The following is a 15403-nucleotide window of genomic DNA, read 5'->3' as shown; positions in this document are numbered from 1 at the left end:
ATAATGCGTGTTTTTATCGTACCTTCATGGTATCCAATCAAGTCTAAGCCAATTAGAGGAGTTTTTTTTCAAGAGCAAGCTCAAGCTCTTCAAAGACATGGGATGGATGTCACTGTGTTGTATACAGATATGTGGAGTATCAAGCGCTTAGGAAAATACAAAGAGGGGAAAGGAGTTGTTTTCAACAGAGAAGGGATTCTTAATACCTTTCGTTACAATGGTTACAACTATTTCCTTGGAGTCCCGTATGTACCGTATTTTATTCGTTATCTTCGCTTAAAGAAAATTTATTCATTAGCTGTCCAAACATATGGAAAGCCAGATATTATTCATGCCCATGCTTGTAACTGGGCAGGAATAGTAGCAGCCAAGCTTGCAAAAGAAGAGAATATACCATTTGTAATTACCGAACATTCTTCATCAATTGGAAGGAAATCACTGAATCCTTATCAAGAGAAGTTAATAACAAAGGCTTTCAAGTCAACAGGTAAGCTCATTGCAGTTAGTCCGACTCTAAAAAAAGATATGAGAAGGATTACAAATGGAGTTCCAATAGATGTTATACCTAATATTGTGAATGTCGATGTTTTTAAACGAGAGGACAATACTAATTTAAAAACCCAAAATTCTCCCTTTCGCTTTTTGTCTGTTGCTTTTTTAACTTATAACAAGGGAATGGACCTCCTAATAAGAGCATTTGCCACAGCATTTAAAGGTGAGAATGTGGAATTAGTAATTGGTGGGGATGGAAAGGAAAGAATAAAGTTAGAGAATCTCGTTAATGAATTAGATATGCACAACCAAATTATTTTTCTAGGTTCTCTGTCTCGTGAGCAGGTCATACAACAAATGGGTCAATGTCATGCTTTTGTATTAGCTAGTCGTTATGAAACATTTGGAATCGTTTATATTGAAGCCTTAGCTTGCGGAAAACCCATTATTGCGACAGCTTGTGGAGGCCCAGAAATGATTGTAAATGAAACAGTTGGAATTTTAGTGAAAAATGAGAGTGTAGATGAATTACAGAATGCATTAACGTATTTAAAAGATAATTTTCACCTGTATGACAGTGAGATGATTAGAAAGGATTGTGAAGCAAGGTTTAGTGAAAAAGCAGTAGTTAAGCAAATAAGACAATGTTATGAAAGTTTGCTATCTATGTAGTGAAATACTCTTTAGGTTAATTATTACATGTCAATTAACAATTAGAAGCGAACGCAAGGAGGGAAATAAATGGTTAATTTTGCCATTGTTGGGTGTGGACATATTGCTAAAAAGCATGCTGAAGCGATTGAAAAATGCGAAGGAGCAAAACTAGTTGCTGTATGTGATAAAGTTCATCAAAATATGGAATTTTTCACGAAAGAATTTGGTGCAAAAGCATACACAGAATTAGAAGCTCTTTTAGACAATCAAGAGGTAGAGGTCGTAAACATTTGTACACCGAGCGGTACTCACGCACCAATAGCAATAGAAGTAGCAAAAACAAAAAAACACATTGTTGTAGAGAAGCCAATGGCGTTAACCCTTACTGATGCTGATCGTATGATTAATACATGTAATGAATACGGAGTAAAGCTAGCTGTCGTTCATCCGAATCGATTTCGGCCTGCGATTATTGAATTAAAAAAAGTACTTGAGAAGAAATTACTTGGAAAAATTAGTCATGTAAATGCAACTGTCAGATGGAATCGCAATCAAGCTTATTTTGATCAAGCAGACTGGCGAGGAACAAAAAATCTTGATGGTGGGGTGTTGATGAACCAAGCTATTCATAATCTTGATTTAATTTTGTGGTTAATTGGGGACGTACAAGAAGTGTTTAGTATGGACGCTACCCGCTTACGTATGATAGAGGCAGAAGATGTATCAGTAGGTGTCACAAAGTTTAAAAATGGTGCACTTGGCGTAATAGAAGCAGCTACGACAATTTATCCAACAAATTTAGAAGAAACGTTAAGTATCTTTGGTGAGACTGGTACTGTAAAAATTGGTGGAACAACTGCCAATCTCATTGAACATTGGAATTTGGCATCAATGAGTGAAGAAGAAGTAAGTCACCTTAAACAGACCATCCAAAAGGACCCATTTGGAAAACCAGGTCATCAATGGATAATTGAAGATATGGTACATGCAATAGAGGATAGTAGAGAACCAATTATTACAGGAACAGATGGAAGGAAGGCATTGGAACTTGTCTTGGCACTATATCAATCTGCCCAATCTAATGAACGTGTACTTATTTCATAAGATACAAAATTCTAGATGGATATTCATTTTAAGGGGGACAATATGAAGACCATTTCTTTTGCAGACCAATTATTATGTAAATTAAGAGAAAAAGAGGCAATTATTGGAGTAGTTGGGTTAGGGTATGTTGGTTTGCCATTAGCGGTCGAAAAGGCAAAGGCAGGCTATCAAGTTATTGGATTCGATATCCAACAAAAACGGGTCGATATGGTTAATCAAGGTGTGAATTATATTGGCGATGTTGTAGATGAGGAGTTAGCTGAACTAGTAGAGACAGGAAACTTTCAAGCAACAACAGATTACTCAAAAGTTTCACAGGTTGATGCGGTTGCGATTTGTGTTCCGACACCACTCGATATCTATAAGCAGCCCGATACGTCATATGTTGTAAGTTCAGCAACAGAAATTTCGAAATATTTACATAAAGGGATGTTAGTTGTATTAGAAAGTACAACATATCCTGGGACAACAGAAGAGGTGTTAAAGCCTATTTTTGAATCAACCGGTTTAACGTGTGGGGAAGATTTCTTTATTGCCTATTCTCCAGAACGTGTCGACCCCGGAAATCAATTCTTCAAGACGAAGAACACTCCAAAAGTTGTTGGGGGAGTAACCGCCACGTGCACAGAAGTAGCAGCAGCAATGTATCGTAATGTTCTTAAAGGAGAGGTACATGAAGTAAGTAGTCCAGCAGTAGCAGAAATGGAAAAAATTCTTGAAAACACATTTCGAAATATTAATATTGCACTTGCAAATGAGATGGCAATCCTTTGCAATAAAATGGGAATTAACGTTTGGGAAGTTATTGATGCCGCAGCTACAAAGCCATATGGATTTATGCCTTTTTATCCAGGACCAGGTGTAGGCGGGCATTGTATTCCGATTGACCCATGGTATTTAACTTGGAAAGCAAGGGAATATAATTATCACACCCGATTAATTGAAACTGCTGGTGAAATTAATAACAGTATGCCAGAGTTTGTTGTTAACCGTATGATGCATATTCTCAATAAAGAAGGAAAAGCATTAAATGGCTCAAAAATTCTTGTGCTTGGTGTGGCATATAAAAAGGATATCGATGATTGGCGTGAGTCCCCTGTTATCCCAATTCTGGAATTATTAAGTGATGCAGGTACGGAATGGAGCGTTGTTGATCCTTATGTGAATAGATTTAAATTAGCAGGTGAATGGGTAGATACTCACAATGAGCTGGATGTAACGTTGCTACAAGAGGCAGATTTAACACTGATTACAACTGATCACAGCATTATGGACATAAGGATGATTACAAACCATGCCCAAGTTATCTTTGATACAAAAAATGTGTTGAAGAAAGAATCTCATGGAAAGTTATATTCCTTATAATATTGAATTTTGGTGTAAGTTTATTTAAATAGAAATGAATGGTTGAGAGGCGAAATATGAGGATATTATATGTAACCCCGTTATGGAGTGGCTTTCGTGATTTAATTGTTGAAGGCAATAGTGAATCAAAAGGAATGCCTGCATTTATCAAACCTCTGCAAGGACTTATTCAGGCAGGACATCAAGTAGATTTTTTTATTGGGATAACAGAAAGTCACCTCAACTTAAACATTCAAGTTGAATGGCTGATAAAAAGTGACTTTTATCTTCATCCTTTAAAATTAAAAGGATTCGAGAGAGGTACGAACTCTAGCAAAATATTATCTCAGCTTATAAAGGTTATGAAACAAAAAAAGTACGATTTTGTTTATTGTCACGGTAGTTTTGGCACGTTTGGAAATATAGCCGCAAATATGATGCGTATTCCTTGCGGTTTGAGACTATACGGAACGTTTTTTGCTGAAAGATTAGAAAAACAGGGAAAATTTAAAGTGATGTTAAAGCATCCTTTAGAATCGTTAGCATATAGGTTAAATAAGGAATTTTTATTAATAACCAATGATGGTACACGAGGTGATTATGTTAGAAAAATGATGAACCCTAAACCAAATTATAATTTTTACTTTTGGTTAAACGGGGTTGATAAAGCAGTTATTCATAAGCAAATGGAAGAAAAACAATTCAGATTACCTGATAAAGTTCTCTTCTTTCCAGCAAGGATTGCACGTTGGAAACAACAACATAAAGCGATTGAACTTTTAAAACGAGTGCATGAACACGGAAATGATGATGTGTATTTACATTTTGCAGGTCATATTAAAGAAGAAGCCTATTGGGAAGAGCTACAAGAGAAAGTTCGAAAGTTAGGCTTAGATAAGTATGTTCAATATGTAGGAACATTGAACCAAAGACAATTAAACTACTATTACCGAAATTCATTAGCGGTGTTATCATTTTATCGGCTTTCAAACTTAGGAAATGTCCTTATTGAAGCTTTAACTAATGGCGGCGTAATTTTAACTCTTAATGATCATAGTACAGATAACGTGCTAAAAAATGGAAAAAATGGATTTCTTGTAAATAACATGGACGAAGGACAGCAAGTGATAGCAGAGCTAATACAAAATGAAAAATTGGTTCATTCACTCAAAAGTGAAGCAAGCTTAACATCTAAAGAAGTATTTCTAGCGTGGGGAGAAAGAATTCAGAAGGAAATAACCATTATTGAAAATGCGGTTAATTAAGAGAGTCTTATTAGATCTAGGCCTCGACAATAATAGATCGCTTTAAAACAAGAAGGCAGGTTCAGAAAAGCTATGAAAGTGTGTGTGTTAAGCTCAGTTCATCCTATTTTTGATGTGCGAATTTTTCATAAAGAAGTGAAATCATTACTTAAAAATGGGTATGAAGTCTCGTATATTATTCAACATGAAAAGGATGAAAATATCGATGGTGTCCGTGTTATTGCATTACCTCGCCCTAAAGACCGATTAAACAGAATTACGAAACTAACCTGGAAATGTTACAGAATGGCAATAAAAGAGGATGCAGATGTCTATCATTTTCATGACCCTGAATTAATTCCCATAGGTATATTACTACGTTTAAAAGGAAAAAAAGTGATTTATGATATTCATGAAAATGTGGCGGGACAAATTTTAAATAAAAAATGGCTGCCATTTCGAAAATTGGTTAGCTTTCTGTACAGAATGTTTGAATTAACTGTTTGTCATTTATTTTATATTATTTTAGCTGAGGATTCCTATAATAAATTATATAAAAACTTTCACAAGAAAATAACTGTTAAGAACTTCCCTGATATTAATCTTTTTCCGATACCGAAAAAACCTTTTAGTAAAGATTATATTGTTTATTTGGGAAGCGTCTCTGAAGTAAGAGGGATTTTCATTATATTAGAAGCATTAGCCATTTTGAAAGAAAGAAATATTCATATTCAGTTTAAGTGTATTGGAAATTATACGGAAGAATGTTTTAAGAAAATTGAGCAACAATGCGAACGACTTGGGATTCAAGAGCTGGTTCAATTTTATGGCCGTCTTAATGCGCCTGATGCCTATAAAATTGTAGAAGGGGCTAAATTGGGTTTAGCAGTACTTAAACCTATTCCAAATTATATGGAATCATATCCTACAAAAATATTTGAATATATGGCTTTGAAAGTACCCGTAATTACTTCAAATTTCCCGCTTTATAAAAAGGTAATAAATGAAAGTCGAGCGGGAATGACTGTTGAACCAAATAATGTTACAGAGGTAGCAAGCGCAATTGAACAAATTGTGCTTAATCCCCAAGAAGCTATTCAAATGGGGGAAAACGGTAGGAATTCTGTGGAAGAAAAATATAATTGGGAGTTAGAAAGTAGTAAATTAATTGATTTATATAAAAAGATTGAAACTACTTTATAAGGTGGAGTGATTCAATGAATATTCCAATGCTTGATTTATCCATGCAATATAAAACGCTAAAGCCAGATATCTTAACAGCATTAGAAGATGTCATGTCTTCATCTCAATTTATTCTTGGAAAGAATGTAAAAACATTAGAGGAAAAGATTGCTGATTATAGCAATGTAGGAAATGGAATCGGTGTAGCTAGTGGTAGTGATGCTCTTCATTTGTCTTTATTAGGGTGCGGTGTTCAAGAAGGAGACGAAGTTATTGCACCAGCGTTTACTTTTTTTGCAACCGCAGGTGCCATTGCTCGTATTGGTGCTAAACCGGTTTTCGTTGATATTCAACCTGATACATATAATATTGATCCAGCAAAGATTAAAGAAGCATTAACCGACAAAACAAAAGCAATCCTCCCTGTTCATTTGTATGGGCAAACAGCTGATATGGATCCAATTATTGAAATCGCACAGGAAAATGGGTTAGCCATCATTGAGGACGCAGCTCAAGCCATTGGTGCAGAATATAAAGGAAGGAGAGTGGGGGAATTAGGAACGACCGCTTGTTATAGCTTTTTTCCAACCAAAAACTTAGGGGCATATGGAGATGGAGGGATGATTGTAACGGCAAATGATGAGGTTGCAGAAAAGATCCGCGTTCTCCGCGTTCATGGAAGCAAACCGAAGTACTATCATCATGTTCTAGGCTACAATAGCCGTTTAGATGAAGTGCAGGCTGCAATCTTAGATGTAAAGCTACCTTATTTAGATATGTGGAGTGAACAGCGCCGCGAAAAGGCAGCTTATTATACAGAGTTATTATCGAAAAGGTTAAGTGAAATTGTTACCACCCCACATATTCCAGCGTACAACAAGCATATTTTCCATCAATATACGCTTCGTTTGCCGAAACGTAACGATTTACAGGTATATTTGAAAAGCCAAGGTATTGCTTCGATGGTTTATTACCCTAAGCCACTTCATTTACAGCCAGTATTTGCAGAATTAGGCTACAAAGAAGGCGATCTGCCTATTACTGAACAAGCATGTGAGGAAGTGCTTTCTTTACCAATGTACCCAGAATTAACAGCTGAGCAACAGATATATATAGTTGATAAAATTACTGCGTTTTATGAGGAGTTTTCTTAATGAAAAAAATACTAACGATAGTAGGGGCTCGCCCACAATTTATAAAAGTAGCCTCTGTATCAAGAGTGCTTCGAAAGTATTTTCAAGAAATTTTGGTTCACACTGGTCAGCATTATGATCATAATATGTCAGGTGTCTTCTTTGATGAGCTAAACATACCTCAGCCAGATTATAATCTTACAGTAGGTTCCGGGGGGCATGGAACGCAAACCGGAATGATGATGCAGAAAATTGAGGAAATTGTATTACAAGAGAAGCCGGATGGCATTTTAGTGTATGGTGATACAAATTCAACTTTAGCTGGGGCTCTTGTGGCAAGCAAACTTCATATTCCTCTTGTTCATATTGAAGCAGGCCTTAGAAGTTTTAATAAACAAATGCCAGAAGAAGTGAATCGAATTCTAACAGACCACATTTCGACTATTTTGTTTGCTCCAACAATTCAGTCGGTTAGAAATTTGGAAAAAGAAAATATTACCGAAAACGTGCATTTAGTAGGAGATGTCATGAATGATGCTGTTCTGTATAATATGCGCATTGCAGAAAAGAAATTCACTCTACAGCAATTTGGGTTAGAAGACAGGACATATATGCTAGTTACAATTCATCGAGCTGAAAATACAGATAATGCTGCTCGTTTAGAAGCTATTTTTCGTTCTTTAAATGAAGTTAAACGACAGATTATTTTACCACTCCACCCACGAACGAAACAAAAATTAGAACAATTCGGTCTACTTTATCTACTAGAAGATTCTCATCATATCAAAGTAATAAAGCCTGTTTCATATCTTGAAATGCTTTATCTTGAAAAGCATGCCAATGCAATTGTTACTGATTCTGGAGGAGTACAAAAAGAAGCCTACTTTGCTAAAAAACCATGTTATACGTTGCGTGAACAAACAGAATGGGTAGAAACAGTAGAATCAGGATGGAATATTCTTGTAGATCCTAAGGAAGATTCTTTATCAACAATAATGAATGGTGCGAGACCAAGTGAGTATGATGAAGAACTATATGGAAATGGGAAAGCATCCGAACGAATTGTTCAAGAGATGCTGAGATATTTTAAAGAAAATAAAAAATGTGTGTAATTTTACATGTTGGCATTAAGGTTTACATTTACAAGTCGCATTCAATTTATTATTATGGTAATGTTGACATAAAATGAGATAAATGTAAAACAATAGAATTAGGAATATAGACCTGTTGTTAAAGGTGAAAAGCACCTTCTATTAATAGCTGATGTTTTAAATAAAATAAGGAGCAAAATAACTTTTAATTTATAAGTGTTCATGAATGGGATTTAAAAGGGGAAAGTCTAATGAAAAATATTTCTATTCAAAAGGTTCATTTCCTTGGAGATATTATAATTATTGTAGCTAGCTTTTTTCTATCATTATTACTGAGGTATAACGGGGATATACCAGAGAAATATATAAATGATAGTTTTTTAGTAGCTGTTGGAATGATTGGTTGTTACATGTATTTCTTTTATCGGGCTGGTAGCTATAAAAGGTTGTGGAGTTATGCTAGTATTGGAGAATTGTATTCAATCTTTAAAGCAACTATGTTTGCATTATTGTCTTTTATTATATTTACCAATGTGATGGACCGTTCATCTTTAGAGTTATCCATCCCGATTATTAGTTGGCTATTAATTGTATTAGGTGTTGGTGGGTCGCGTTTGCTTGTTCGATTAAATAATGATGCATACGTCAAGCAAAAAGATAGATTGAATGACAATAATCAAAGAGCTTTAATAATAGGAGCAGGAAGTGCAGGGCGTAATGTTGCACAACAGTTAAAAAATGCAAAAGATGAAGGAGTATATCCGGTTGCCTTTATTGATGATGACCGTAATAAACATACTCTAAAACTGTGTGGCCTTTCTGTATATGGCGGGCGAGAATCTATTGTTGAAGCTGTCGAAAAATTCAATATTTCTTTAATTATAATTGCAATGCCTTCAGCATCAAGAAAGTTAATAAAAGAAATTATTGAAATTTGTAATAAAACAACATGTAAAGTTAAAGTCCTACCAAGTATCCGTGATGTCATTCAAGAGAAAATTAAAATTAGTAATATGAGAGATGTCCACCTTGAGGATTTGCTTGGAAGAGAAATGGTACAAACAGATATAAAATCAATTGAAAAGTATGTGGCAAATAAGACGGTGCTTATTACAGGAGCGGGTGGTTCGATCGGTTCCGAATTATCACGACAAATATCACAATTTTATCCAAAAAAGATCCTTCTACTTGGGCATGGTGAAAATAGTATCCACTCTATCTTATTAAAGTTGTCTTATGAATTCCCTCAAAATGAATACATCCCAGTTATTGCTGACATTCAAGATAAGGATAATATTGACTCGATTTTTGAAAAGTACAGACCTGATGCTGTATTTCATACAGCTGCTCACAAGCATGTACCTTTAATGGAAGAAAACCCAAAAGAAGCAATAAAGAACAATGTTTTCGGAACATTAAATTTAGTAGAGGCTTCTGATAGGTTTGGTATCAATCGTTTTATAATGATTTCATCTGATAAAGCAGTTAACCCTACAAGTACAATGGGAATGACTAAGCGTATTGCTGAAATAATTGTCCAAAATTATAACCATAAAAGTGACACAAAGTTTGCTGCTGTAAGGTTTGGTAATGTATTAGGAAGCAGGGGCAGTGTTGTACATGTTTTTAAGGAGCAAATAAAAAAAGGGGGACCTGTTACAGTAACTCATCCAGAAATGGTACGCTTCTTCATGACCATCCCTGAGGCTGTACAGCTTGTTATACAAGCAGGGGCTCTTACAGAGGGAGGAGAAATATTTGTCCTTAATATGGGAGAGCCAGTTAAGGTTGAGAAATTAGCACGTGATTTAATAAAACTTTCAGGTTTCCAGCCAGACGAGGATATTGAAATTGTTTTTTCTGGTATTCGGCCAGGAGAAAAGTTATACGAGGAACTTTTTACCGAAAATGAAGGACATACAGTGACACAACACGATAGAATATTTGTTAGTGACAGCAAAGATGTTTTACTCAAAACTGGAATTGACAATACTTTAGATGAATTAATGATAATTATAGAAAGTGATTTATGTAATAAGGAAATAAAAGCAACTTTACAACAAATTGTTGAAGAAAATGAGTCAGTTAAATCATGTAAAAAATCAACAGTATAAGATAGCGTATTTTATTAGAGTTGCAGCTTAAGCAAAAACAAATATTGATTAAAGAGGTTGTTTCATGGATATATATGAAGCTTTGGGAATCATCAAGAAAAATTTAATACGAATTCTTTTTACGACCCTCCTCGCTATGATTGTTTCTGGCATAGTCTCATATATTTTTTTAACACCTGTTTATCAAGTTAAAACAAAAATATTAGTGAATCCACCTCTTGCAAGAGGCCTTGATTATGTTGATGTACTTGCTACTCAAAAACTAATGAATACATATTCAGAAATTGTGCGTTCAAAAAAAATTGCTACCATTGTTGTCAACCGTTTAGAACTGAATATGTCACCTGAAAGTTTAATTAGTAAAGTAAAAGTAGACGTAGTAAAAGAATCACAAGTCATTACAGTACAAATTACTGATAAAGACCCGGAATTTGCAAAAGTAGTTGCCAATGAATTAGCGACTGTCTTTGTTCAAGAAATTAATAATATCATTACAGTGAAAAGTGCAGAAATTTTGGATGAGGTTGACTTAGACAGAAAAATATCACCAGCAAAGCCCAAGCCTGTCTTTAATATCATTATTGCAGGTCTCTCTTCAGGTATAGTGGCGGTAGGGTTTGCTATTTTTTTACGTTTTATTGATCCTACGGCTACTTCCATTCATATTCCAAGGAGAATGATAGGAGACACAGTATTGGGTCCAATTCCTCAGTCTGCAATGATTTATAATGAAAATTCTAAAGTGTTAAATGAGGGTAAATTTAATCGGTATATGGATATGATGAGGAAAATTTATGCCTTATTATATGCAATAGAAGGGGATAAGAGGCGTTATTTAATTTCTGCTCCACATCGTAAAATGGCGACACAAAAAATATCCTATGATTTCGCGTGTTCGATTGCAGAAACAGGAAAAAAGACATTGCTAATCTTCTTTAACGGAAGTAATTTGAAAGAATTGAAACTTAAACATATTGATAAAAAATATGAGTTTGAACATGAATTATTAAAGAATTTAGCGTATGAACCGGCACATTGGGAAGGCGAAGTACCAGAATTGAAAAGTTGCTTATTCCACACTACTCATAAAAATTTATCTTTCTTAGGTTTGTCAAAAGAATTAATAGATGAGGAACTTTTTTATAACCATTCTTTTTTTAATAAAATGCTTGAAGATTTGCAAGCTGAATTTAATACGATTGTTGTGGCTACCTCTGTATCAATGGAAGAGGTGAATCATTCGCTCTTTCTATTACCTTTTATCGATAGTGTATGTCTTCTTATTGAAAAAGAACATACGACAAAGCAGCAAATTCAAGAAGCTATTTATCAATTAAAGAAAGTCTCAGAAAAAAAGTTATCGGTATATGGTTTTTTCTTTGATGTCGAACATCACAAATTGTCCTGGAGTGATTTCACGATTTATGACAAGCTGAATTCAGTTCATCGTCTCTTTAAGAAAAATAGGAGTTAAAGAGATGAGAATGAATAATTGGCAAGTGTTTGTTTGGTGTGTATTTCTTGTATTAGGGCTATTTGGCGGTCTTTTGACATATATACATCCGATGGGTATATTAATGGTTTTGTTTTTATTAGCAGGTTTTTTTATTTTTAAAAATATGCCAGAAATTTTTATTCCAATGTATGTTTTCTCTGGTTTATATAAGTCGATTGTCCCTGGACCAGACAGTACGGTTTTATTTTTTGGTTTAGCACTCTTAGCGGCTGTTTTAAAGATTTATGAAAAAAGGGAACGTGTGTTTTTGAAACTTCGGGAACCGCATATTATATTTATAAGCTTATTTATATTTTGGATAATTCTATCTCTAACTTATACACCATCAGGTAGCTATGCGGTAACGAAGGCTTTCAAAGTTATGCTCATGACAGTAGGAGCTATTATATTACCAATTATTTTAGTAGAAAATAAAAAGCAATTTTCACGTATTTTAATAATGATTTGCACATTAGGAACGATTATGACATTTATTTCCGTTACTCAAAATACACGTGAAGTGTTTGGTAGCAATTATTTAGCACTAGGGTTTATTGGTGGGTTAACAACTTTAATTTTAACTTTTTATTTTTTACCGAATGGAAATAAAATTTTCGTTATTCCGCTTATTTTAATCAATGTTTTAGGTATTATAACTTCTGCTGCACGTGGTGCAGTACTTTTTACACCTTTTACTTTAGTGACTACGATATTATTAAGTACTCAAGCAGGAAAAGGGAAATTAAAATCATTAGCGGTTTTAATTGGTGGGTTTGTATTTGGGATACTTGCTTTGTATTTCTACACCCCTGATACATTTAAGACGATAAGCGGTCGATTAAATAAACTTCAAGGGGATTCGGAAGAAGGAACGGGTACTGGACGTGAGGGACATATTCAGGAAGCAATAGAATTAATGGAAAATCATCTTTTTACAGGAGTAGGTATTGGGGGATATGGTATAAGTCTAATCGGTTTGGATGACAGGTATTTTCCTCACAATATTATATTAGAGATAGGTGCGGAATTAGGGGTAATAGGACTTTTATTATTTTTCTTCTTTTTGTTTGCTTTACTAATTTATTTTAACAAATACCGTGGGAAATTACTTTTTATAGATAATGTGGTAGTGTCAACAGTTATTTTTAGTTTTTTTAATGCTTTAAAATCAAATAATTTAGTAGACAACCGGCAATTGTTTGTATTTTTCGGACTAATGGCTGTGGCGCGTTACATTGTTGAAAGTGAGTTGAGTAAGAAGAATGAATCGATTGATGAAACTTAGTATGTACGTGGCTGTTGTTTTTATTATTTTGTTCTTTTTTTCAAATAGTCAAGGATATGCTGTTTATGAGAAAAGTATTACAACACCTCTTTTTGCAAGTGAGAAAGAAATAATATTAAATGAAACTAACCCAAACATTGTGAAACAGATTAATTTATCAGCCTATTCCTCACTTGTATCCTCGCCAAACCTAACCTTGTACTATTCAATTTCACCTCAATTAGATGATACAGCTTCGATGACTATATCAATAGACAATAAACCTTTGAAAACAATTAGTTTATCGCCACAACTACATGAAGAGTATTCAGGTAGATTGTCCTTGAACTTAGAAGGTTTACATTTAAGCGGAAGAAATCATGAGTTGAGTATTGAATCAACTCTAAGTCTAACTGAAAATCAGTGCTCAGATAAAGTGAACAAAAGCTTATGGATAAAGGTTTCTCCAGAGTCTTACATAGAAATACCTTATAAAGACCGCTCTGCAGAAAAAGCTAGTTTAAAAGACTTTCCTTATTCATTAATTCCTCCAAAAGGCTGGGAAGAGGAAAATGAAATAGAGAATGAAAACTCAGTTATATCCAATCATCCAATAGTAACAATTGTTTATCCGGAGAAAAGCTCTGTACTCGATAATACATATTTAATAAGATTAATTAGTTATCTTGGTCGTACTTTATCAATGAAGCCAGAGGGGATAGAAGTTGTAAGTGAAAAAGACATAGAGCTTGAAGAACAAGAGAATGATGTCATTTATGTTGGAATGATTAATCATTTTTCAAAAGAAACAATTGAAATTTTTTCTGATGTTGTATGGGAGATGAGTGAAAACTCAGCCTTACTTACAACGAATAAATTACAAGCCGGCTCCCAAAGTCGTTTATATTTGTTGGGAGCTTTTAATGAGAATGGTATGGACCTTTCATTAAAAAGGTTAAATGACCGAAATTATTTATCATCGCTTGAAGGGAAAGTATCTTATATAGAAAAAACTTTCAGAGACGTCGTAGATGAAACCTCAAAGACGATGGTACCTATAGAATCTAAAAAAGATGCTCCTAACGATCTAACTCAAACATTTAATTTGCAAGAATTGGGGTATGACTCTGATCTGATTATAAAGAATACTAACTCAGCTTCAATTAGTGTCAAATATAGACCTCCTACAGGAATGGCATTAGAAGAAGGCTCAAAAATAACTTTTTTCCATCAATACAATGATACATACTCCGCAAACCTTTCAAATGTTACGGTTATTGTTAATAACACTCCTGTGCTTACTACTCCTTTAGTTGAAGGTGAGGGAGAAAATACGAATAAATTAGAAATTGCTATCCCAAAAAGTGAGCTTAAATCAGAAGTAATGATTATTACTTTAACATACGCTTTTAATGATACAGAGGTTTATGATTGCGGGGAAAGAAGAAGAGCAGATGGTTGGGCAAAAGTGTTGAATACATCATTTTTTGAATTAGAATTTGAAAAAGTAAATCATGGTGACTTCAATCATTTTCCATACCCTATTATAAAAAATGGCGTCTGGAATAATGTGTCATTTGTTTTGCCAAATAAACTTAAAGAAACTGATCCGAATTCTCTTAAAAGTATGATAGGGACAATCTTAAGTCTATCTCATTATGTGACTCGAGATGATAACGGTTTGTTTTTATTCCTAAATGATGAACTTTCAGAAAAGGATTATCAAGATAAAAATTTATTTTTTCATAGCCCTTGGAATGAAAGTGCTTTTTTGAAGGAAAATAGTCATCTATTTCCTCTTGAAGTAAATGAGAATACATTAAAATTTAATAATGATTTTATTTTAGCTGAACTGTTTGCGAAAAAAATTAATTTTTTCTATGTTAAACAATCTCCGTGGAATAATAATCATTTTATGATGCTTCTTTCCACAATTAATGATGATTTTACAAACAATAATTTTGCTTATTTAAATGACTTTTCCAAAATAAAGAAAGTTATTATAGACCATGAACAGAACTACACTGAAGTAAATAGGGATAAAAGTCGTGTAGACACATTCCTTTTCGGGCCTGAAGGTAGTATAATAGTACTAAATTCTTTAGGTGAGGAAGGAGTTGAGCAGCAAGATAAAAGTAAATATCAATTAAATGAAAATCGCAGCTCCGGTTCTAGTCCTTTGAAAAAGCTTTTTCAAGTCTTCTTTTTAGTATTTACATTGTTCCTTTTCGTAATCATTTGGACATTAGAAAAAAAGAAAAGGCCAAAAGAGTAAATAATGTTCAG

Annotated in this window: 11 protein-coding genes; all 11 read left to right on the top strand. The window is 34.0% G+C overall.

Annotated features, from left to right (window positions below):
* Window positions 1–3 precede the first annotated feature (3 nt).
* The 11 genes from LC040_08205 to LC040_08155 all read left to right on the top strand — a co-directional run bounded on the left by LC040_08205 (window position 4) and on the right by LC040_08155 (window position 15392).
* A complete protein-coding gene (locus tag LC040_08205; protein ID WLR52862.1) occupies window positions 4–1164 on the top strand; it encodes a glycosyltransferase in 1161 nt (386 codons plus the stop codon).
* A gap of 69 nt (window positions 1165–1233) precedes the next feature.
* A complete protein-coding gene (locus tag LC040_08200) occupies window positions 1234–2250 on the top strand; it encodes a Gfo/Idh/MocA family oxidoreductase (protein ID WLR52861.1) in 1017 nt (338 codons plus the stop codon).
* A 51-nt stretch (window positions 2251–2301) separates the two neighbouring features.
* Entirely contained in the window at window positions 2302–3615 is a 1314-nt protein-coding gene (locus tag LC040_08195; protein ID WLR53228.1) for a nucleotide sugar dehydrogenase, read from the top strand.
* Between the two features lie 56 nt (window positions 3616–3671).
* Entirely contained in the window at window positions 3672–4859 is a 1188-nt protein-coding gene (locus LC040_08190; protein ID WLR52860.1) for a glycosyltransferase, read from the top strand.
* A gap of 72 nt (window positions 4860–4931) precedes the next feature.
* Window positions 4932–6041: a glycosyltransferase family 4 protein gene (locus tag LC040_08185; protein WLR52859.1), complete on the top strand. Its 1110-nt coding sequence runs from the start codon at window positions 4932–4934 to the stop codon at window positions 6039–6041.
* 14 nt (window positions 6042–6055) lie between these two features.
* Window positions 6056–7174 carry a DegT/DnrJ/EryC1/StrS family aminotransferase gene (locus LC040_08180; protein WLR52858.1) on the top strand — a complete coding sequence of 373 codons (1119 nt, stop codon included), beginning with the start codon at window positions 6056–6058 and terminating at the stop codon, window positions 7172–7174.
* Window positions 7174–8265, top strand: a complete 1092-nt coding sequence (wecB, locus tag LC040_08175; protein ID WLR52857.1) for a UDP-N-acetylglucosamine 2-epimerase (non-hydrolyzing) — start codon at window positions 7174–7176, stop codon at window positions 8263–8265. The genes LC040_08180 and wecB overlap by 1 nt, the downstream gene beginning before the upstream one ends.
* A 230-nt stretch (window positions 8266–8495) precedes the next feature.
* Window positions 8496–10358, top strand: a complete 1863-nt coding sequence (locus tag LC040_08170; protein WLR52856.1) for a nucleoside-diphosphate sugar epimerase/dehydratase — start codon at window positions 8496–8498, stop codon at window positions 10356–10358.
* Window positions 10359–10422: 64 nt separating this feature from the next.
* On the top strand, window positions 10423–11832 hold the full coding sequence (locus LC040_08165) for a Wzz/FepE/Etk N-terminal domain-containing protein (GenBank protein ID WLR52855.1): 1410 nt from the start codon (window positions 10423–10425) through the stop codon (window positions 11830–11832).
* Between the two features lie 4 nt (window positions 11833–11836).
* Window positions 11837–13138 (top strand): O-antigen ligase family protein, encoded by a 1302-nt coding sequence (locus tag LC040_08160; protein ID WLR52854.1) that lies wholly within the window; start codon window positions 11837–11839, stop codon window positions 13136–13138.
* Window positions 13116–15392, top strand: coding sequence for a cellulose biosynthesis cyclic di-GMP-binding regulatory protein BcsB (locus tag LC040_08155; GenBank protein WLR52853.1), 2277 nt, complete (start codon window positions 13116–13118; stop codon window positions 15390–15392). Before LC040_08160 ends, LC040_08155 begins: the two co-directional genes overlap by 23 nt.
* Window positions 15393–15403: the final 11 nt, after the last annotated feature.

Origin of the sequence: Bacillus tianshenii (genome assembly GCA_020524525.2) — a bacterium.
Lineage (GTDB): Bacteria > Bacillota > Bacilli > Bacillales > Bacillaceae_N > Bacillus_AV.
This window is presented reverse-complemented; position numbering and strand designations above follow the sequence as displayed.

Bases quoted from the DNA above. Each gene is read 5' to 3' on its own strand.
- LC040_08185 (WLR52859.1), top strand. From the start codon at position 4,932: ATGAAAGTGTGTGTGTTAAGCTCAGTTCATCCTATTTTTGATGTGCGA.
- wecB (WLR52857.1), top strand. From the start codon at position 7,174: ATGAAAAAAATACTAACGATAGTAGGGGCTCGCCCACAATTTATAAAA.
- LC040_08155 (WLR52853.1), top strand. From the start codon at position 13,116: ATGAATCGATTGATGAAACTTAGTATGTACGTGGCTGTTGTTTTTATT.
- LC040_08180 (WLR52858.1), top strand. From the start codon at position 6,056: ATGAATATTCCAATGCTTGATTTATCCATGCAATATAAAACGCTAAAG.
- LC040_08190 (WLR52860.1), top strand. From the start codon at position 3,672: ATGAGGATATTATATGTAACCCCGTTATGGAGTGGCTTTCGTGATTTA.
- LC040_08205 (WLR52862.1), top strand. From the start codon at position 4: ATGCGTGTTTTTATCGTACCTTCATGGTATCCAATCAAGTCTAAGCCA.
- LC040_08200 (WLR52861.1), top strand. From the start codon at position 1,234: ATGGTTAATTTTGCCATTGTTGGGTGTGGACATATTGCTAAAAAGCAT.
- LC040_08160 (WLR52854.1), top strand. From the start codon at position 11,837: ATGAGAATGAATAATTGGCAAGTGTTTGTTTGGTGTGTATTTCTTGTA.
- LC040_08170 (WLR52856.1), top strand. From the start codon at position 8,496: ATGAAAAATATTTCTATTCAAAAGGTTCATTTCCTTGGAGATATTATA.
- LC040_08165 (WLR52855.1), top strand. From the start codon at position 10,423: ATGGATATATATGAAGCTTTGGGAATCATCAAGAAAAATTTAATACGA.